General features: G+C 50.1%; 18 protein-coding genes and 1 pseudogene. 10 read left to right on the forward strand and 9 right to left on the reverse strand.

The annotated features are described in order from the left end of the window. Positions 1 to 20: 20 nt before the first annotated feature. Positions 21 to 1,238 (forward strand): flavodoxin domain-containing protein, encoded by a 1,218-nt coding sequence (locus ACHZCX_RS11200; RefSeq protein ID WP_319587312.1) that lies wholly within the window; start codon positions 21 to 23, stop codon positions 1,236 to 1,238. 58 nt (positions 1,239 to 1,296) lie between these two features. Here ACHZCX_RS11200 and cmk read toward each other — a convergent pair whose 3' ends face one another. The 8 genes and pseudogenes from cmk to ACHZCX_RS11240 form a co-directional block, all read right to left on the reverse strand. After that, entirely contained in the window at positions 1,297 to 1,995 is a 699-nt protein-coding gene (cmk, locus tag ACHZCX_RS11205) for a (d)CMP kinase (RefSeq protein WP_319587313.1), read from the reverse strand. Then, the gene (hisC, locus tag ACHZCX_RS11210) at positions 1,982 to 3,100 is read right to left on the reverse strand and encodes a histidinol-phosphate transaminase (RefSeq protein WP_319587314.1); all 1,119 of its coding nucleotides are present in this window, start codon (positions 3,098 to 3,100) and stop codon (positions 1,982 to 1,984) included. The genes cmk and hisC overlap by 14 nt, the downstream gene beginning before the upstream one ends. Before the next feature lie 2 nt (positions 3,101 to 3,102). Beyond that, positions 3,103 to 4,569, reverse strand: a complete 1,467-nt coding sequence (gene gatA / locus ACHZCX_RS11215) for an Asp-tRNA(Asn)/Glu-tRNA(Gln) amidotransferase subunit GatA (protein ID WP_319587315.1) — start codon at positions 4,567 to 4,569, stop codon at positions 3,103 to 3,105. A gap of 33 nt (positions 4,570 to 4,602) precedes the next feature. Beyond that, positions 4,603 to 4,890, reverse strand: coding sequence for an Asp-tRNA(Asn)/Glu-tRNA(Gln) amidotransferase subunit GatC (gene gatC, locus ACHZCX_RS11220; protein ID WP_319587316.1), 288 nt, complete (start codon positions 4,888 to 4,890; stop codon positions 4,603 to 4,605). Positions 4,891 to 4,942: 52 nt separating this feature from the next. Beyond that, positions 4,943 to 5,998: an HD domain-containing phosphohydrolase gene (locus ACHZCX_RS11225; protein WP_319587317.1), complete on the reverse strand. Its 1,056-nt coding sequence runs from the start codon at positions 5,996 to 5,998 to the stop codon at positions 4,943 to 4,945. A gap of 279 nt (positions 5,999 to 6,277) precedes the next feature. Next, a pseudogene (locus ACHZCX_RS11230) lies at positions 6,278 to 7,079 on the reverse strand (histone deacetylase). Positions 7,080 to 7,172: 93 nt separating this feature from the next. Next, positions 7,173 to 7,799, reverse strand: a complete 627-nt coding sequence (locus tag ACHZCX_RS11235; protein WP_319587320.1) for a 5-formyltetrahydrofolate cyclo-ligase — start codon at positions 7,797 to 7,799, stop codon at positions 7,173 to 7,175. Between the two features lie 91 nt (positions 7,800 to 7,890). Then, on the reverse strand, positions 7,891 to 9,159 hold the full coding sequence (locus ACHZCX_RS11240; RefSeq protein WP_319587321.1) for a YeeE/YedE thiosulfate transporter family protein: 1,269 nt from the start codon (positions 9,157 to 9,159) through the stop codon (positions 7,891 to 7,893). A gap of 316 nt (positions 9,160 to 9,475) precedes the next feature. Here ACHZCX_RS11240 and ACHZCX_RS11245 point away from each other — a divergent pair, with 316 nt between their 5' ends. From ACHZCX_RS11245 to ACHZCX_RS11255, 3 genes are read left to right on the forward strand one after another with little or no spacing between them, the layout of a single operon-like run. Next, entirely contained in the window at positions 9,476 to 9,733 is a 258-nt protein-coding gene (locus ACHZCX_RS11245) for a sulfurtransferase TusA family protein (protein ID WP_319587322.1), read from the forward strand. 41 nt (positions 9,734 to 9,774) lie between these two features. Beyond that, the gene (locus ACHZCX_RS11250; protein ID WP_319587323.1) at positions 9,775 to 10,107 is read left to right on the forward strand and encodes a hypothetical protein; all 333 of its coding nucleotides are present in this window, start codon (positions 9,775 to 9,777) and stop codon (positions 10,105 to 10,107) included. A gap of 12 nt (positions 10,108 to 10,119) precedes the next feature. After that, entirely contained in the window at positions 10,120 to 10,467 is a 348-nt protein-coding gene (locus ACHZCX_RS11255) for a hypothetical protein (RefSeq protein ID WP_319587324.1), read from the forward strand. 294 nt (positions 10,468 to 10,761) lie between these two features. On the opposite strand, the gene ACHZCX_RS11260 is transcribed toward ACHZCX_RS11255, so the two are convergent. Then, on the reverse strand, positions 10,762 to 11,874 hold the full coding sequence (locus ACHZCX_RS11260; protein WP_319587325.1) for a serine hydrolase domain-containing protein: 1,113 nt from the start codon (positions 11,872 to 11,874) through the stop codon (positions 10,762 to 10,764). Between the two features lie 285 nt (positions 11,875 to 12,159). Between ACHZCX_RS11260 and dnaN the strand changes: the two genes are divergently transcribed. The 6 genes from dnaN to ACHZCX_RS11290 all read left to right on the forward strand — a co-directional run bounded on the left by dnaN (position 12,160) and on the right by ACHZCX_RS11290 (position 20,762). After that, entirely contained in the window at positions 12,160 to 13,290 is a 1,131-nt protein-coding gene (dnaN, locus tag ACHZCX_RS11265) for a DNA polymerase III subunit beta (protein WP_319587326.1), read from the forward strand. Positions 13,291 to 13,378: 88 nt separating this feature from the next. Next, positions 13,379 to 15,790: a DNA topoisomerase (ATP-hydrolyzing) subunit B gene (gyrB, locus tag ACHZCX_RS11270; protein ID WP_319587327.1), complete on the forward strand. Its 2,412-nt coding sequence runs from the start codon at positions 13,379 to 13,381 to the stop codon at positions 15,788 to 15,790. Between the two features lie 51 nt (positions 15,791 to 15,841). After that, entirely contained in the window at positions 15,842 to 18,331 is a 2,490-nt protein-coding gene (gene gyrA / locus ACHZCX_RS11275; protein WP_319587328.1) for a DNA gyrase subunit A, read from the forward strand. Next, a complete protein-coding gene (locus ACHZCX_RS11280) occupies positions 18,321 to 19,343 on the forward strand; it encodes an NAD(P)H-dependent glycerol-3-phosphate dehydrogenase (RefSeq protein ID WP_319587329.1) in 1,023 nt (340 codons plus the stop codon). Before gyrA ends, ACHZCX_RS11280 begins: the two co-directional genes overlap by 11 nt. A gap of 140 nt (positions 19,344 to 19,483) precedes the next feature. Continuing rightward, positions 19,484 to 20,125, forward strand: coding sequence for a rubredoxin-like domain-containing protein (locus ACHZCX_RS11285; protein WP_319587330.1), 642 nt, complete (start codon positions 19,484 to 19,486; stop codon positions 20,123 to 20,125). Positions 20,126 to 20,261: 136 nt separating this feature from the next. Continuing rightward, positions 20,262 to 20,762 carry a rubrerythrin family protein gene (locus tag ACHZCX_RS11290; protein WP_319587331.1) on the forward strand — a complete coding sequence of 167 codons (501 nt, stop codon included), beginning with the start codon at positions 20,262 to 20,264 and terminating at the stop codon, positions 20,760 to 20,762. Positions 20,763 to 21,084: the final 322 nt, after the last annotated feature.

Here is a 21,084-nt window from a genome sequence, read left to right on the forward strand (position 1 = left end):
GTATGCAGGAGGATTGTTGTATGAAAACAATTGAACTGGCGGAAAACGTCTACTGGGTAGGCGCCGTCGACTGGATTACCCGTGATTTTCACGGCTACTCGATCAACGGCACCACCTACAATGCCTACCTCATTATCGACGAAAAAATCACTCTGATCGATACAGTGAAAAAACCGTACAAGAGCGAGTTGATGCACCGGATCCACAACATCATCGATCCGAAAAAGATCGATTACCTGGTGGTCAACCATGTCGAAATGGACCACTCCGGTGCCTTGCCTGAGATGATCGAAGCCATCAATCCGGAAAAGGTGATCTGTTCGAAAATGGGGCACAAGGCGCTGTTACAGCATTTTCACCGTCCGGACTGGCCCTATCATGTGGTCACTCCCGGCGAAGAACTGAGCCTGGGCAAGCGCACCCTGAATTTTCTTGAGACCCGAATGCTACACTGGCCGGATTCGATGTTCACCTATCTCAAGGAAGACCAGATCCTGTTCACCAGCGATGCCTTCGGCGAACATTTGGCCACCAGCGAACGGTTCGACGACGAGGTCAATCAGGATGTGCTGATGCACGAGGCTGCCAAATATTACGCTAACATCCTCACCCTCTACTCGCCGCTGGTGAAAAAGCTGCTGGCTCAGGTACAGGAGATGCAATTGCCGATCAAGATGCTAGCCCCTGATCACGGCGTGATCTGGCGCAGCAATCCCGGCAAGATCATCGAGGCCTACTCCCGTTGGTGTGTCCATCAAGGCAACGGTAAAGCGCTGGTTATCTATGACACCATGTGGGATTCGACCAAGATGATGGCCAAGGCTATTGCCGAAGGGTTGCACGAGCAGGGGGTCGAGTACAAGTTGCTCGACCTGCAGGTCAACCATCGCAGCGACGTCATGACCGATGTGTTGGAGTCCAGCGCCATTGTGCTCGGATCATCGACCCTCAACAACGGCATGCTGCCCAGGATGGCTGATTTTCTGATGTATATGCGCGGGTTGCGGCCCACCAACAAGGTCGGCGCGTCCTTTGGCTCCTACGGATGGTCTGGCGAGGCGGTCAAGATGATGAATGAGGTCCTGAAGGATATGAACATTATCCTCTGTCACAAAGGCCTGAAGGTGCAGTATGTGCCCGAGCATGCCCAATTAGGCGAGTGCGTGGAACTGGGACGGACAGTGGGCAAAGCGATGCAGGCCTTGCTGGCCGGAGAGAAGATCGAATCGGTGGTCTGATGCGTTGGTGATTGTATTGACTGGCCCGGCATCCCAAGGTGGAATGCCGGTTTTTTTTTTATTCCTCCCGGCAGCAGGAGGAGAGCAAAATTTTCTCGTACATCAAACGCACCACCTCTTCGACCTGAAGGCCGGTAGAATCGATGGTCAGGGCATCGGATGCGGCCTTGAGCGGGGCGATGGTCCGTTCCCGGTCGTCCTTGTCCCGCTGAATGATCTGAGCCAGTAGTTGCTGCTCGTCCACCATCTCGCCCTTACTCCGCAATTGCTCCGCCCGGCGATGGGCCCGGACCTGCGAGCTGGCATCAAGGAAAAATTTCCAGGCGGCATCGGGAAAGACCACGGTGCCGGTATCGCGTCCTTCGGCCACAATCTGGCCGCTTGCGCCGATCTGCTGCTGCAACCGGGTCAGACTGGCTCTCACCAGAGGGAGGACCGAGACCTTTGAAGCCAACATGCCCATCTCCGGGGTGCGCAAATTCCTCCCCACATCCTGGCCATCGACCAGCACCCGGACATCGTCCTCACCCGCTTCCGGCGGCAACAGTTCGATACGAATTGCGGCCAGCAAGGCCTCCAGTTGGCCACTCTCACCGAGATCTATGTCTTTTTCCCGGCATTGATAGGCCACAGCGCGATACATCGCCCCAGTGTCAAGGTAGGTGAAGTGAAGTTGAGCTGCCAACATCCGTGAAACCGTGGACTTACCCCCTCCGGAGGGACCGTCGATGGTGACGATCCGTTTACACACGCTCATAGCCCAAATCCCGCAGACATTCGCTCAAGGCGGCAACGAACCGCTGGTTTTCCTCGACCGTGCCCACTGTGATCCGTATGAAATCCGGATAGCCGTAGGCCTTCATCGAACGGACGATGACCCCCTTGTAGAGCATAGCCTCGTACAATCTGGTGGCGTCGCCCTGGACATCGATCAGGAAAAAATTGGTGTGGGAAGGATAGGGGATGCAGCCGAGCCCTGTCACCGCTTCACTCAGCCAAACCCTGCCCTCAGCGGTGGCCTGCAAGGTGTGGTCATAATGCGCCGTATCGTCCAAGGCTGCAAGCGCACCAGCTTGAGCCGGCAGGTTAATATTAAACGGCTGCCGGACCCTGTGGAGCAGGGCGGCCACATCCCGATGCATGACCCCAAAACCAATTCTTAATCCCGCCAGACCGAAGGCCTTGGAAAAAGTGCGCAGACTCACCACCGCCGGGATCTGCTCCGGTTGGCGGATATAGCCTAGGATATCGATACGCTCGGCCGGATCGACAAAATCGACATAGGCTTCGTCGACAACGACGATCACCGACTGCGGCAGGTCGGCCAAGAAGCTATCAAAAGTTGCCTTGCCAATGAGGGTACCGGTGGGATTGTTCGGGTTATCGATGAAAATCAGCCGGGTCCGCTCGGTCACAGCCGCACTGATCGCCGCAAGATCATGGTGCATCGCCTTGAGAGGGATGATCACATTTTCGCCCCCGCGCACCTGGACAAACTTCTGGTACATCAGAAAGGAGGGGTGACTGGTGATGACCGCATCACCGGTGCCGACAAAGGCCTTGACCAGAAACTCAATCACCTCGTTGGAGCCGTTACCGAGCACAATTTCCTCCGGCGCCGAGCCGATCCAGCGTGCCACAGCCTCGGTGAGGTAATAGCTGGAGCCGTCGGGATAGCGGTGGAGGGTGTGCAGCATAGTGCCGATGGCGGCAACCGCCTTGGGTGAAGGACCCCAAGGATTTTCATTCGAGGCCAGTTTAATGGCATTGGTGATTCCGTATTCCCGCTCCAGCTCATCCATGGGTTTGCCGGGGGGATAGGGGACTATGGCTTTGATGTGTTGGGGGACGGGGAGTTGCATATTTAGACAAGGTCCGGTTTTTTTCCGGCTATGCCGGCACGTTGTTCAAGGTTATAGGCAGCGCGCAACAGGATCTCCTCGTTGAAATGGGCGGCCTGCAGCTGCATACCGATCGGCAGGCCCTGACTGCTGAAGCCACAGGGGACCGACATGCCGGGGATGCCGGCAAGATTGGCTGATAGGGTCAGAATATCGGAGAGATAGAGGGCGAGCGGATCGTCGGCTTTGTCGCCAATCTTCCAGGCAGGGGTCGGGGTCACCGGTGAGACCATCAGGTCGCAGGTGGCAAAGGCCCGGGCAAAATCCTCCTTGATCAGGGTGCGCACCTGGGAGGCCTTTTTGTAAAAGGCGTCATAATAGCCGGAAGAAAGAGCGTAGGTGCCGATCAGGATACGTCGTTTGACTTCGTCGCCAAACCCGTGGGAACGCGAGCGGTTATACATTTCGATCAACGACCCGGCCGTGCGGTCGCGGTAACCGTAGCGAACCCCGTCAAAGCGGGCCAGGTTGGAGCTGGCCTCGGCCGGGGCGATCAGATAGTAGACGGCTACACAATAATCGGTATGCGGCAGGGTGACCTCGACAATTTCGGCCCCTGCCTCTTTGAGCATGCTGATGCCGTTGCGCACCGCTCTATCAACTTCGGGATCCAATCCCTGGCCGAAATACTCTTTGGGGATACCGATTCTCACACCTTGCAGTCCATCCTGGAGGGCTGTGGCAAAATCGGGAACGAGCAGGTTGATCGAAGTCGAATCGAGAGGATCATGCCCGCAGATCGCCTTCATCATTAAGGCGCAATCGCGCACATCCTTGGTCAAGGGACCGACCTGATCCAGCGATGAGGCAAAGGCCACCAGGCCGTAACGCGAAACCCGGCCGTAGGTCGGTTTCATGCCCACGGTGCCGCAGAGCGATGCCGGCTGCCGGATCGAACCGCCAGTGTCGGAGCCAAGCGAGGCAAAACATTGGTCGGCTGCGACGGCGGCGGCGGAACCACCACTGGAACCACCGGCCACATAGCCCTTTTTCCAGGGGTTGTGGGGCACTTTGAAGGCGCAGTTCTCGCTGGTCGAGCCCATGGCAAACTCATCCATGGCCAATTTTCCCAAAAGCACCGATCCGGCGCGGGCCAGCTTGGTGACGACCGTGGCGTCGTAAGGGGCGACAAAATGCTCGAGCATCCGTGAGCCGCAGGTGGTAGGCATCGAAGTGGTGCAGAGGACGTCCTTAATGGCCAAGGGAATGCCGCAGAGTGGGCCAGCGGCATGACCACCAGTTTTTCTTCTGATGTCGGCCTGTTCCGCCTGCCGGAGTGCTCCTTCGCGATCCAGGGCCAAATAGGCCTGCACCTTGGGTTCGACGGCATCGATCCGGGCCAGCACCGATTCAGTGAGCGCAACCGAACTCACCTCGCCGGCACCCAGTAACCGCGATGCCTCATGTAGGGTCAATGAGTAGTGTTCCATACTTTGATTCTGCTGAAAGGAAAAAGGGGCGGATCAGCCGACGACCTTCGGAACCACGAAGGATTCGCCGTTCTGCTCGGGTCCATTGGCTAAGGCCTGTTCCCGCGACAGAGAGGGCCGGACCTCGTCCTCGCGAAAGGCATTGACCACCTGTTGCGTGTGGGTGGTGACGGCCACGCCGGTGGTGTCCAATTCGTCGAGCTTGGCCACATAAGAAAGGATGGCGTCGAGTTGTCCGGTCATCCGGTCCACCTCGGCAACGGTCAAATCAAGACGGGCCAGTTTGGCCACGTGCTGCACTTCTTCTCGGGTAATTTTCATGGCTGTGTGCAAGGAAAAACGAAGGTGACAGGCTGTTGTCGGTAAAAAACAGCTACTGTTTATACAGCGAATGGGCAGAAAGAACAACCCCCGCAAAAATTTCGACCAAATCGGGGTCGAACTGCGAGCCGGCGCAGCGACGAAGCTCACCCACAGCCTCGGGGGTGGTGAGGTTACGGCGGTAGTTGCGGCGCGAGGTCATGGCGTCGTAACTGTCGGCAATGGTGATGATACGAGTCAGGACATCCAGCTCATGGCCGCCGATACCGTCCGGATAGCCGGAGCCATCCAGTTTTTCATGGTGATGACGAATAATGTCGCGCTCCCGCTCCATGAAAGTGAGCGGTTCAATGATACTCGCCCCCACTTCCGGATGTTTTTTTATCAGTTCCCATTCTTCCGGGGTCAGGTCACCGGGTTTTTGGATGCAGGAAAGATCGATAACCAGCTTACCTATATCGTGAAACTGGGAGGCCCGACGGAGAACAAGCATATCCTCGTGACTGATCAGAGCGGCTTCACCCAGAAAAACCGCATATTCCGTCACTCTTTTCGTGTGCCCGGCGGTATATCCGTCCTTTTCCTCCATGGCCGCCTGCAGGCTCGACATGATCTGAACCGTCGCGTTCTCCAGGTGGTTGCTGTATTGCTCAAGCAGAATATTTTTCTCGGCCAGTTCTTGAGTTTTTGCCTGGACCTCTCTCTCGAGATTTTTTTTATAGGCCTTTTCTTGTCGAAGAAAATGCTTTTTTTCCGCAGCCTGCTTGACCTTGACATGAAAGAGCTCAATGTCGGCAATGGGTTTGGTAAGAAAATCGTAGGCCCCAAGGTTAATAGCTTTCACTGCATAATCCATAGAACCGGCGCCGGTAAGAAAGAGGACTGGGATATCGACCCGTTGCTGGTTCAACCGCTCAAGGGTCTCAAATCCATCCATGTCTGGCATGTTGATGTCGAGGATAATGACATCAACATCTTCCGACACTTGTTCCAGTACCTGTCGGCCGGACTCAACGGCAACGACGTCATGATGGAACATCTTGAGGATTTTCTGGATCGCTACCCGAACCAGAGTGTCATCATCTGCTAAAAGAATTTTCGAACTCATAAGCCTTCAGAAGTCGGAACAAGCAATAACCCCATTGAACGCTACGCACTCTGCGCCCCCCACACATCCTTCCCGAAGTGTAGTTTCTCATAAATAAAAAGCGAAAAGAAGTACTATTCCGTGCGTCGATTCACTTGGTCAAAAAGACCTCATTTTTTTTACCCATTGCACAGCCTGATCAATACAGGCGGACTCAGCCCTGCTGGCGCGAAGCCTTAAGAGATCCTCAGGAAAGAGCCAGGGGATGATCGGTGGCCAGAGGGGTGCCACGCAGCTCACTCAAGACAGCCCAAAAACCATTACGCACATTTTCCCAATCGTACCGCCTTCCAGGGCAAACAATATCTTACCCTGGCAGAACTCTTCCGCCAATTCCAACAGAACCTTGGCCATATAAGCTATCCCAGTGGCTGTGACCCGCTGAGATCCGACCGGATCGCCGGTCATGCAATCAAAACCGCAGGAAACAAGGATGAGCTGGGGATGATAGGTTGGCAAGGGGAATAAAGATATCGTTGAATATTCGAGCAAACTCCAGATCACCGTGACCAGTGCTCAACGGGATGTTGACAGTATCCCCCCACCCGCGCCCTTTGCCGGATTCAGCCAAGGCGCCGGTACCCGGATAAAAAGGAAACTGATGGTACGAGCAGTACAACACTTTTTCGTTGCGATAGAAACTTTTCTGGGTGCCATTGCCGTGATGCAGATCCCAATCGACGATCATGATTCGATGAAGCCCCAGGTGACGGATCGCCCATTTGGTTGCTACCGCAAGAGTGTTGAATAGACAAAAGCCCATGGCCCTGTTGGACTCGGCGTGATGCCCTGGAGGGCGAACTAGGCAGAAACCGTTATCGATCTCACCGCGCTCCAGCCGTTTGATGCCGTCGATGGCAGCACCGGCAGCCATCAAGGCCGCCTCGTAGGAATCGGAGGAGGTTCTGGTGTCGGCGTCAAGAAAGGTGGCCACTCGGGACGCCGTGGCAGCTACCGTCCGAACCAGTTCCGGGTTATGGTTGAGTTGGATCGAGGAGACACTGGCCTTGGGGAAGGAGGGATACACCAGCTGAGCCGCCACTTCAATCCGTTCCAACTCCTGGTAAAGTCCACGGGGTCGATCGGCCGGTTCGAGGTGATCCCTTCCAGTGTCATGGGCCAGAAAAAGGGGAGTTTATAAACGGCTGTTCGTCGCACAAGGAACCTTCGACCAGATCAGTATCTCCTGCTCAGTGATGACCAGATCCATGGGTACATCGTGGGGGAGGGAGGGTAGCTGATCCACCACCTGGCAGGAAAAAGCGAGGCCAATCCGGGTGGCCTGGGGCGCCTCCTGGGCGAGAAAGCGGTCATAAAATCCCCCCCCGTAACCGAGCCGATGACCGCAACGATCAAAAACCGCTCCGGGTATTATCGCTACGTCGATGGAAGTCGGCAACATAATCCGATCCTGCTCCCAAGGCGGCAAGGGTTCGGGTATCCCTTTGTATCCGGGAGCAAGATCATGGCGCTTTTCGGTGAGGATGATAGCCAGCATCTGGGAGTGTTCCGGCTGGCTCAGCGGTACACTGACTGTTTTCCCGTGAGCCCAACAGTTATTCAATAAAATAGTCGTTTCGACCTCACTGCGAAAATGGCAGTAAATGAAAAAAAACTGCTTTTCCTGAAAAATAGGAAGGGAAACTAAGGATTGGATAATCCGCTCACTCCCAACAGCCCGCTCTGCCAGGGGTATTGCGTCGCGTTGCGCCAGGAACTGCCAGCGTATCCGGTCGCGGTCATCAACCAGGTTATGAATCATCGAGTAAGCCGTCTGATTGTCACGGGGAAAAGAAAAAGGGCGGCTTCTTTCGAATACCGCCCCATACAACGATCTTACATCTAAGAAAAAATCACATTGGCAATAACAGTTTATTGGAATCCTCGTTCCAGGTCACCACCAAATACCAGAGGGTGCAAAAACCGACGATCAGGGCCATGGTGTACCCATACCCCATTACATCAGGGATGTAGACATATTTGCCAAGATACCCATTTTCCTCGAATTTATAGGCAGAAAACCAGGCCACCATCAACGAGTTGGAAAGCGAGAAAAAGGGAACCGCCACCCACAGCTTGATCTGCCCTTCGCCGACCCGCCAAAGGGCACCAGAACCGCAGCCGCCGGCTAGCATGGCGCCAAGCCCGAAGATGAAGCCGCCGACAACACCGCCCCAGCCGAAGGTGCCGCGCACATAGTTCATCGGATCAAGAACCGGCTCACCACCTAACCGGGTTCCCACGCCATACTTGAGGACTGCGGCACCGACAGCAACAATCACAATCGACAGTGCCACGGATTTAGCCATCTTACAGTCACCGGTCATGTGCGGTTCGCGGAAGCCTTGAATCATGCACCAACGGCCGCGCTGCATCGTGTATCCGAGACCAACAGCGATGAGCAGGATACCGGAAAGCGAGGTGATATATTCAACATAGTCGTCGCCATTAAAATTGGCATAATAATTCGCGCACCAGATAACGCCGACCAGACCAGCAACACCGAAAACCCACTGAACCGGATAGGGGATATTCAGGGTCCAGGAACCGCCGCCGCCCCAACTAATATGCTCCATCTCCTTGTAGAGAAGCCAGAGACCCAGTAGAACGCCGGGAATCAGGCCTATCCACATCGCAAAACCGTTGGCAGCCAGATTGCCGATGGCGTTGTACATACCACCAACATTGCAACCACCAGCCAAAGCGGAACCTATACCCATTAAAATACCAGCAATAATTGCCTTAATGTATTCACGGATCGGGGGAAAACGGAAAGCGAACTGTCCACCAAGACAGGCGGAAATGAATGCGCCGCCGATAAACCCTAAACCAATGACCGAACCAGTGTTGAAGAGTATCGATTTGGTCAATATTTTATCGCCGTCTTCATTGACAAAACCAACCAATTCAGCAAGATCTCCATTGAACACTCCAGCCTGCCAGAGCATCCAGTCACCCCAGTTACGGATTGCGCCGACCGCACCCCAAGGCCGCCACCAAGCCATAATAAGCACACTGAGCAGGGCGACAATGATACCGGTCATGATCGGGTTCCATTCGTCCTGGCAGAGAACTTTGTATAAATGTTTAATCTTTTGCCACAAAATCTTGAAGTCTTCCATCTTCTTCAACAGCCTCCTTTTCCCTTTAAATGATAATGGCTTCCAAATCGAACATCGTAAAAATAGGTTAAATTCTCTTCAAATCGGCATAAATACCGTTGCTCTGAGAATTTGTCAATAAAAGCAACCTGATCAGCAAAGGAGTTTTTTCTTCCTGCTGTTTTCCGTTTGAGAGATTACTTTTTTCCGTTCGGTAGCGGTGTTGAGGTATTTGTTTCTACCTTGACAACCACAGTATTTATCTATAAACTAAATCGTCTTTTTTTCATGTATAAAATGGTCTTTTTAAAAAAGTATTTTCTTAAGGAGAACACAAATGAGTGACGTAAAAGTAGCACCTGAAGGTCTGGCTATCGCTTCGGTTCTGGATGCAAGAGGTTTGAGCTGCCCCATGCCGCTTCTCCGCACCAAAAAAGAAATTGGAAAAATCAATGCCGGTCAAATCCTGCACATTCAGGGTACCGATCCGGGTTCCAGAAACGATATTCCGGGTTGGTGCGAGCGAGCAGGCCACGAATATCTTGGCGAGAAAGAAGAGTCTGGTTACATTAGCTTTTTTATCAAAAAAGGATGATCAAACCAACTTTACAATCCTTTTGAGGAGGAAAAAAGCCAATGTCTGCTGATCCAAACAAACTAGGTATTTTCGTTACATCACCCCAACACATGCGCCACATCCTCGGTATAGCCAAGGCTGCGGTGCGTGCCGGCAAAAAGGTGATGGTATTTTTTACCTTTAAATCAATTCACCTGACCAAGAATCCCCTCTTTTATGAATTGACCCAACTGTGCGCCGTGGAAGATATTGCTATCTGCGCAGACAGTTACATCTGTGAGGGATTTGACAACGTCAACGATGTTCCACGCGGCCTGATCGACAAGCAGATGCGGACCCAGGCTTTCCATGGTGCCATTCTTGATGAATGCGCCAAGTACATAGTCATGTAAGGAGACACGGAAATGGAATCATTGAAAGTGTACATACTGATCGCCAACCGTGTCTACAATGACGGTATACGTTCGGGTTTAGGTCTTGCTGTTGAAAACCACTACGCCTTTCCCGTTATTATGAACGGTGAATTTCCCCGCATGTCCAATTACATGGCGGAGAACATCGCCTGGATTTCCGACATGGAAGGTCAGGTTTATAGTTGTGGTGCTGATGCTCCCACCGATTTACCGGAGGGAACCGAGATAGCCAATATTTCTTTGGAAGAGCTTGGTGAACAAATGAGAGAAGCCGATTTCATTATTCCTTACGGTCTTCCCAAGCAATCCCACGAGCCTCCAGGTGCTTGCAGCGAATAACAAGAGAATACGAGGAATGGTGATAAAATGAAAATATTGCAGGTATACAGATCAGAACCCACCGAGGATGTCAAAAAGTTGGTTGAAATTCTCAATCGTGATAGGACCGCCGATGAATTCAAGCTTTATATCGGTGAGCCGAATTACGACACCTTAGTGCAGAAACTTTTTGCAAACGATAAAACAGTTTGCTGGTGGTAACATTGAAATAAACCGTTAGTTCGGTCGTTTTTCACCCTGTCATTCTTGGAATGACAGGGTTTTTTTATGGTTTTAAGTCTGAACCTATCCGCCTTATCCACATATTTTCTCCATGAGAAAGTCGTGAAAAAAAGGCCGAAATTCCCTTATTTTTATATTCTCCCGAGACGGGTGCACCCTGTTGGTTAGGAGAACCACAATAACTTTCTGCTCAGGATCTATCCAAAACGAGGTTCCAGTAAAACCTAGGTGCCCCACACTCTTCGGTGAAAAATAACGGCCGCTGCTTGATAGCCCAGATGATGGCGTATCAAAACCAAGTCGCCAGCAGCTTTCTCCCGGTTGCTTCCAAGTGAGCGCATAGCTGAGTAGATTATTGGAAAAGGCCGGATGACTAGCCCGTTGTTGCCAACAATCGAGCAAACATTCGCATAAGTTCAGTACGCCGCCAGCAGTCCCAAATAAACCCGCATGGCCTGCAACCCCACCCATGAGCCAGCAATGCTCATCATGTACCTCTCCTTGTATAATTTTCTTCCGCCAAGGACAATCTTCGGTTGCCGCCATCTCGGTTTTTTCTGTTTGTACCGAACTGTTTGACGGCATAAAAAAAATTTCTTCCGCCAAATGAAGAGGTTCTATTATATTTTTTTTGTAAAGTTGATCGAGCGGAATTTGTGCCGATTTTTCGAGAAGCAATCCTAAGAGGATGAAACCTAAATCACTGTAAAGACAATTTTTTCCCCGAGAATATTGCAAAGGCTCTTTCACTATTTTTTTTAGAAGGGGGTGCATATTGTCCCTGGAAGATTGGGCATCAAACTCTCGAAAATAGGGTTTATATGCTGGTAATCCTGAAGAATGGGTAAGAATATCCCTAATCATAATACCCTGTTTATCTTGAGCGAGAGTAGGATACAGTAAAGAAAGAGCAGCATCGTCCCAATGCATTTTTCCTGAAGCTATGAGATGAAGTGTACACAAGGTTGTACACAGGGGTTTGGTCAAGGAAGCTAAATCAAAAGGAGTTGATACTTGCACGGGTGCACCTGATTGATCGGATCGAGTCAAACCGCCACTGAACCATCCCCTATAACGGACCTTATTTTTTATGACACTGACAGCTGCCGATACACCTGAATACACCCCTTCCGCCAGCCCTCTTTCACAGGCTTCTTTGAGTAGAATATTTATTTGATTTTTCATTGTTTTATTGGGTGTCTCACAAAAAAAATATTTGATATTTCAACTGTTTTCGAGTAGTTTTTCCCTTCATTCTTTTTGTTAATAAAGTTGTTAAAAATATGTAAAAGAAGCTGTTCATAACTAAAAGAGGTATAAACACCTTCTTTTATCAAAAAATACCAAGTCACCGGTAAACATTTTTATAAACATAAATTTTATTTTAAATACAAAATGTTATCCCATTAATCAACATACTCACACTATTAATACCAATAACAATATTCTCTATAAAAAAGGAAAGTTATTATGGCCTTCCAGTTTAACATAAGCAGAGACGATCTTCTCCGTGCTATCAGCGCTCAACAAAACATAACCAGTAAAAAAGGGACTCTGGCTATTTTATCGAATGTATTGATGGAAGTAAAACCGGAGCATGTTGTTTTAACCGGGACTGATTTGGAAATAGGTCTCAAGCAGACCATACCAGCAGAGGTTATTGAAACCGGAATCCTAACCTTACCAGCTAAAAAGTTATTTGAATTGGCCAGGGAATCAGGGTCCACCACTATTTCTTTTAAAGAACTCGATAATAATTGGGTTGAAATAACAGCTGGGTCAAGTCTCTATCGTTTGGCTGGAATGGTGGCAGACGAGTTCCCACAGTTTCCTTATTATGATGAACAAAAAATGATTCAGATTGAGAGTGCCGTCATGGCAGACTTAGTCGATAAAACGGTGTTCTCCATTGCCTTGGATAAGGAGAACATGTTCACCTTGACAGCGGCTATGCTGCAAAAAGTAAAAACCGATGATAAACTGTACCTGAAGATGATCTCTTCGGATGGTCATCGTTTGACCATTATGAGCAGGGAAGTGGATGCCAGTCTGGATGGATTGCAGATGAATTCGGCAACTTTAATTCCAAGAAGGGGTGTGCAAGAAATAAGAAAATTTTGCGAAAATAAAAATGTTTTTTCTTTTGGCATTGAAGAAAAGCAGGCTGTTTTAAAAAATGAAGATTCTTTGCTTGTTATTCGTTTAATGGAAGGAGATTTTCCTGATTTTCAAGGACTTCTTAATGTTTTATCAAAAGATAATTCTCTTCACATAAATAGACTCCGTTTTTTAGAAGGATTGAAAAGAATAAATCTTTTCACAGAAGATCTTTTTCATGCCATAAAAATTGACATTGAAGAAAATAAAATGGTTTTGACTTCTCAAAATGCAGATTTTGGTTCAGCAAAAGATGAATTTACTATAGATTATAATGGACAACCACTATCTCTCGGTTTCAATTGTCGATATTTCATTGAAAGTCTTCAAGTTATGGAAGGTACTATAATAACAGCAAGCATTAATAGTCAAGAAAGTCCCTGTATGATAACCTCTGATGAGGATACAGGTTTTTTAAGTATTATTATGCCAATGAAAATTTAAAAAATCTTTTATTATCATAAACATATATTATGATTTAATGATTTATTAATCATATATTTTCTTAAATATTCAAGTAAAAAGGAAAAAAGTGAGTGACCAAATTGATACATCGTATGGTGCAGAACAGATTAAGGTTCTTGATGGACTGGAAGCTGTCCGTAAAAGACCCTCTATGTACATCGGCAATACAGCATCGGAAGGTCTGCATCATCTCATTTATGAAGTGGTCGATAACTCCATAGATGAAGCTTTAGCTGGTTATTGCAATACTATAAATATAATTATTCATGAAGATAACTCGGTAACTGTAGAGGATAACGGACGCGGTATCCCGGTGGATAAGCATCCCACTGAGCAGATGTCTGCGCTGGAATTGGTCATGACCACCTTGCATGCGGGAGGTAAGTTTGATCATTCCACCTATAAGGTGTCCGGTGGTTTGCACGGTGTCGGCGTTTCAGTGGTGAATGCCTTAAGCGTTCGCACCGTGGCCGAGGTAAGGCGAAACGGCAAGGCGTACAGACAAATTTATGAATATGGCACTCGCGTCAGCGATCTCGAGGTGATAGGAGTCAGCGAGCAGACAGGAACCACCATATTTTTCAAGCCTGATCCGGATATTTTCACAGAAACGCTGGAATTTCAGTATGAAATTGTGAAAACGAGGATGAGGGAGTTAGCTTTTCTGAACAAAAATATCTGCATAAATCTCAAAGACGAACGGGATGGAGCTGAAGACACTTTTCATTTCAGCGGCGGCATTGTCTCCTATATCGAATACCTCAATCGCAACCGAACTTGTGTGCATCCTCATCCCATTCTCATTTCCGGCGAGCGGGATAATGTGCAAGTGGATATCTGTTTCCAGTATTTTGATGGCTATTCGGAACGATTATTCTCTTTTGTTAATAATATCAACACAAGAGAAGGTGGAACTCATGTCGCCGGATTCAGGTCGTCCTTGACCAAATGCATCAACCGGTACGCCAGCGACGACCTAGTTCCCAAGCATCTTAAGGAAAAAATGGGGGGTGATGATGTCCGCGAAGGCCTGACCTGCGTTATCTCTGTTCGGGTGCCCAATCCTCAGTTTGGAGGGCAAACGAAAAACAATTTAGGCAACTCGGAAGTTAAATCAATCGTTGAATCCCTCTGTAATGAAAAGTTGGCGGCCTATTTAGAGCAGAATCCGGCGGTCGCCCGAAGCATCTTAAGTAAAGCGGTCGAAGCGGCGCGCGCCCGAGACGCTGCCAGGAAAGCCCGTGATTTATCGAGAAAAAAAGGCAATCTTTCTGTGATGATGGCGGGTAAACTCGCCGAATGTCAAAGTAAGGATCCAGCGCAAAGGGAACTGTTTATTGTTGAGGGCGATTCTGCCGGTGGTTCGGCCAAGCAGGGCCGGGACCGGTCCATTCAGGCTATTTTGCCTCTGCGCGGCAAGATCATGAATGTGGAAAAGGCCCGTTTTGACAAGATCCTGGGTTCCGAAGAGATCAAGCAACTGGTGGCGTCCTTGGGAACAGGGATAGGCAGTGAGGAGTTTGATCTGGGTAGGCTTCGTTACCATAAAGTCATCATTATGACCGATGCCGATGTCGATGGCGCCCACATCCGAACCCTGTTGCTTACGTTTTTTTATCGGCAAATGTTACCGCTCATCGAAAATGGTCATGTTTACATAGGTCAACCACCGCTCTATCGATTGGGAAAAGGCAAAAAAGAACAGTATTTCCTCAACGATGAAGCCCTCAACACCTATCTCTATTCCCAAGCCAGCCAATTAATGCGCATCCAAACAGACCTGGATGTGGTCATTGCCGAAGCGGATATGGTGAGCGTGTTACGTAAACTTTCAGCCTTTGAGCGAGTTCTCGCCTTCTTGGAACGATTGAACATCTCTGAGCCACTGGCCCTCTTTTTACTCGAAAACGATGTTCACTCCGCGCGGCAGTTCGAAGACAGTGCCTTTGTCGACACCCTTGTCGAACAATTAACAACTCTGGGAGCAAAAATAGGGGCCGTTCGCTCCTGTTCCTGGCGCCCAGCCTGTTTGGAATGTGAGATCATCTTTCAGGGGCAAGGGCATATGGCAACCATTCTGGGGCCCAATATACCCCTGATCAACGAGTATCGTCATGCCCTTGAACTCTACAAAACCATTAAGCCCTACCTGGCGGTTACTTTCAGTGTCACACGGACGTCGACCAGTGGACAGGAAGTGGTGTTGTCAGCGGAAAGTTGGCACAGATTGATTGAACTGGTCCGTGAAGAAACCTTCAAAGGCAGCCATTTGCAGCGGTATAAGGGTTTAGGCGAGATGAATCCCGAACAATTGTGGGACACCACCATGAACCCAGCCAACCGCATGTTGGTTCAGGTCAAGATCGATGATGTTGAAATGACAGATGATATATTCACGACGCTCATGGGAGACAAGGTCGAACCCCGGCGGGAATTTATTCAGAATCACGCCCTTGAGGTTGCGGATCTCGATATCTAAAACCTACATGCCTTTATCTCCCTCTAAGCCAGAGTCTATCAGGAATTTATAATGACGGAACAATCAGTAGAAAGTGGTCAACAACCCACCATAGCCATCTCCAAGGAGTTGCGAAAATCGTATCTTGACTACGCTATGTCGGTCATCATCGGCAGGGCGCTACCCGATGTTCGCGATGGCTTGAAGCCGGTGCATCGTCGTACTCTTTTTGCCATGCGCGAGCTTGGCAATACCTATAACCGTCCGTACATCAAATCGGCGCGCATCGTCGGTGACGTTATTGGTAAGTTTCATCCGCACGGGGACACCGCCGCCTACGACACTCTGGTTCGCATGGCCCAGGATTTTTCCATGCGCTATCCTCTGGTGGATGGCCAGGGCAACTTTGGTTCCATGGACGGCGATTCGGCCGCAGCCATGCGGTACACCGAGGCACGGATGACCAAGCTTGACCAGGAGCTGGTCGCGGACCTGGAGAAGGAAACGGTCGATTTCGTCCCTAACTACGATAACTCTTTGCAAGAACCCTCTGTTCTTCCATCGAAGATCCCCAATATCCTCATCAATGGTTCGGAGGGTATTGCGGTGGGCATGGCCACCAAGATACCACCTCACAATCTGACCGAGGTCATTAATGGTCTGCTTGCTCTGGTAGATAACCCCGAGATAACAGTTCACCAGTTGATGGAGATCATCACAGGACCGGATTTTCCAACCGGTGGCTTTATTTGCGGCCGGGCCGGGATTCGCGAGGCTTATGAAACCGGTCGCGGGGTGATCATCATGCGCTCCAAGACCCATATTGAGCAGCGCGGAACGCACGGAGAATCGATCATTATCACGGAGGTGCCTTTTCAGCAGAACAAAGCCTCCCTGGTAGAAAAAATAGCCCTGCTGGTGAAAGAGAAGCGGATCACCTCAATAGCTGAAATTCGAGATGAATCAGACCGGCACGGTGTGCGCGTGGTTCTGGATTTGCGCAAGGATGAAATCCCGGAAATAGTTATAAATCAGCTGTACAAGATGACCCCTCTGCAGAAGAGTTTTGGCATAATTCTTCTTTGCATCGTCAACAACAAACCGGAAGTTCTCAATATTAAGCAGATTTTACAGCACTTTCTTGTTCATCGAAAGACGGTGGTGTATCGGCGGACTGCTTTTGAACTGCGTAAGGCTGAAGAAAGGGCCCATATTCTTGAAGGGTTGAAGATTGCGATCACCAACTTGGACGAGGTTGTCGAACTGATCAGGGGCTCGGCTAATCCGGCTGAGGCAAAAGAGGGATTGATACAGCGGTTTGAGCTCTCCGAGATTCAGGCGCAAACCATTCTTGATATGCGCCTCCAACGCCTCACAGGCTTGGAGCGCGATAAAATAGTCAGTGATTACAACGAAATTATAGAAAAAATTAACTGGTTAAAACAGGTGCTCGGCGATGATCAACTGGTGATGCAGATCATTCGTGAGGAATTTAACAAAATTCTCGAGGAATACGGTGACGGCCGTCGCACCGAAATCATCGACGCGCCGGATGAGATCTTGCCCGAGGATATGATTACGCCCGAGGAGATGGTGGTGACCGTTTCCCATTCCGGCTACATCAAACGCAATCCGATTAACCTGTATCGGGCGCAACGAAGGGGAGGCAAGGGGATTAAGGGCATGGTGACTCTGGATGACGATTTTGTCGTCAACCTCTATACCGCCTCCTCGCTCGACACCTTCCTTTTCTTCACCAACAAGGGGCGCGTTTTCTGGCGCAAGGTTTACGAGTTGCCTTTGGCGGGCCGAACTGCGCGAGGAAAAGCGATTGTCAACCTGTTGGAATTGGGGGACGGTGAGAAGGTGGCGGCTATCTTGCCCGTGGCCGATCTCGCCAACATGGACAACAGTGTTTCAGTACTCACGGTTACCAAGCTGGGCCGGGTGAAGAAAACATTTATATCCGAGTACAAACGGCCCCTGCGCAAAGGCAAGTTCGGCTTGACCATCCGTGATGACGATGAAATTCTTTCCGCGGCCATCACTTCTGGTGAAGATGAGATCATCCTGGTCACTAAAAAGGGGCTGTCTATACATTTTCACGAAAACGATGTACGCGCCATGGGTCGGTTGGCCGCTGGAGTGAAAGGGATCAATTTAGGTGAGGACGACGAAGTGGTCGGAGTTGCTGTCTTGCAGAGCAACGATTCGATCCTCACCGTCACGGAAAATGGATACGGTAAGCGCACTGCTGTATCTGAATATCCGCTGCAAAACCGGGGTGGCAAAGGTGTGTTCGCGATCAAGACCAGTGAACGCAACGGCTATGTCGTCGGGGTGCAGCCGGTAGTCGATGAGGATCAGGTGATGCTTATCGCCAACTCCGGGAAAATCATCCGTATGCCGATGGATACGGTCCGCATCATCGGTCGCAACACCCAAGGTGTCTGCCTGATCAACCTGGAAGAAGGAGAGTTTGTGGTCGACATGTCCATGCTTGCCAGGGAAGAGGGCGTCGACGACGAGGATGACGGATTCGAGGAGATTTATGAAGATTAACAAAATCGCTATGATAGGGGCGGGGAGCTGGGGAACGGCACTGGCCCTGCTGTTAGCGCGCAAAGGATGTCCCGTTGCTCTCTGGGACAGAGACACCGCTCATATCGAGCAACTGAAACAAGAACGGGAAAATAAAAGATACCAGCCTGGGCACAGCTTTCCCGATGTCCTGGAGGTTACCGGTAACCTGGCCGATGCGGTCAAGGGTGCGGAGTGCGTGGTCATGGTTGTGCCCTCCCATGGATACCGCGAGGTCTACCGACAGATTATCCCCTTTCTGCAGGAGGAGGTTTTGGTTGTCTCCGCGGTCAAAGGTATAGAGATCGACAGCGGTATGACTATGACCGGGATCATGCAGGCGGAGAACCTCGACCAGAAGGCCATCCACCTCGGCGTGTTAAGTGGGCCAAGTTTTGCAGCGGAGGTAGCCGACAGTCAACCAACCGCGGTGACTGTCGCTTTTGCCGATCCACAGGCTGCAGAAACGGTCCAGCACCTTTTTTCCACCGACAATTTCCGCGTCTACTCCTCAAGCGATGTTATCGGCCTCGAGATTAGTGCCGCCATGAAAAACGTGATCGCCATTGCGGCTGGCATTTGCGATGGTCTCAATTATGGCCTTAATACCCGTGCGGCTTTGATAACAAGAGGGCTGGCGGAAATAACCCGCATGGGCGTCGCCTTGGGCGGTGATCCTCAGACTTTTGCCGGCCTCGGCGGCCTGGGCGACCTGGTTCTGACCTGTACCGGTAATTTGAGTAGAAATCGCACCGTCGGGTTGAAATTGGGATCCGGGTTGACCCTGGAACAGGCTTTGAGTGAGATGAAAATGGTGGCAGAGGGCGTTAAGACTACACAATCTTGCCGCAAACTTGCGGCCGAGCTCAAGGTTGAAATGCCGATTCTCGAACAGGTGTACCAGGTCCTGTACCAAAACAAACGGTGCGAGGATGCTGTGTCTGAATTGTTCCAACGAGATTTGAGGCAGGAAGTCGAAGTGTTAGCCGGTTAACCCATATGGAAACGATGCGAGAAGTCAACTAACCATCAGTGAAGGATAGGTTTCTCGTTCGTCGAAAGGGGTACCTTCGGATACTTGTTTTTCTGGTCACCATCGAATCGCCTACATTATATTCTTTACGGAGGTCAGTCATGAAGAAGTGGGAATGCACGGTCTGCGGTTATATTCATGAAGGAGAGGAACCACCCGATGAGTGTCCGGTCTGCTCGGCCGACAAAAGCATGTTTGTCGAGGTCGTTGAGGAAGCAGCGCCGGGTGAGTCAACCACCGGACAGACCGCAGAATCTAAACCAGCACCGATGGTGCAGCCATCCTTTTTGCTCAAGGCTTATACGTTAGCTTCGGAACAGATTGTCAAACACCACCTGCATCCGATTATGGTCCACACGCCGAACGGCATCTTGCCAATGGCGCTCGTCTTTTTGCTGATCACAGCTTTTTTCGGTTTGCCGCTTTTTGAAACCGCCGCTTTTTACAGTTTAGTCTTTGTTCTCATATCTATGCCGTTGGTTCTCTTCACCGGATACGAGGTCTGGCAGAAGCGTTATCGTGGTACGATGACATCGATCTTCAAGGTTAAAATCGCCGCTTCGATTGTGACTGTCATTCTTCTTTTCACCCTTATTATCTGGCGAGTTGTGCAACCAGATATCACGACAACCGCCTCCAATGGGCGATGGGTTTTTCTCTTTCTCTCCTTTGTCTTGGTGGGAGCGGTCGGAGGAGCTGGTCATATGGGGGGGAAACTGGTCTTTGGCAATCGGAAAAACTAAAAGATTTTTGGTAGAAAGTGCTAAATGGTTTTTATTCCTATCTACACTTGTCTCTCATCAACGTTTAGGGTATCTTGGTTGCGTTGATTTGGGGAAAATCTAAAAATTGAAAGAAAATCAAAAACGGAGGAAAGCGATGCCAACTACAAAAGACAATTTAAAAGATGCGTTTGCCGGTGAGAGCCAAGCTAATCAAAAATATCGCGCTTTTGCCAAAAAAGCTGAGAAAGACGGTTTTGTCAACATTGCAAAACTGTTCAAAACTACCGCCGAAGCTGAGCGTATTCATGCCGAAGGACACCTTAAAGCGCTGGATATGATCGCATCAACGGCAGAAAATCTTCAGGCTGCCATTGACGGTGAAACCTATGAGTTTACCGAAATGTATCCACCCATGGTTGAACTGGCGGTAGCCGATGGTCACAAAGCGAAAACCATGTTCAAGTTTGCCGTCGACGCGGAAGCTGTTCACGCAAAAATCTACACCAAAGCCCTCGAAGCGGTAAAAAAAGGTGTGGATCTCGACGTGAGTGAGTTTTACCTTTGCCCTGTTTGTGGCTATATCGAATTGGGATCGGCTCCGGAGAAATGTCCTGTTTGTGGAGCCAAACAATCGATTTTCGAGCTGGTTGCGTAAAGAAGAGAAGACGAAGGAAGCACCCGCCTGCTACACAGCAGGTACCTGTCCATACGGTTTTTGAACAGTCGCCCGCAAGAGAGTTCTTGTGGAAGGTTTGAGAGCAAGGGAATGTCGAAAGAGCTCTGTACACTGCAGGGCTCTTTTGTGTTTTGCGTAGCGCCGGGTCTCGTGGTCCGGCACTACCCATGCACCACCTAGACAGGTACAACCTATTCCGACAACCGAACGGAGCCACTGCTCCCCGCTTGTGCATCCTTTCGGCTAAAGACTTTTTCCATCACTCGCAAGAAGTTATTGACTGGACCCCTGGTTTTTTATA

Source organism: uncultured Desulfobulbus sp., assembly GCF_963662935.2.
Taxonomy (GTDB): Bacteria; Desulfobacterota; Desulfobulbia; order Desulfobulbales; family Desulfobulbaceae; genus Desulfobulbus.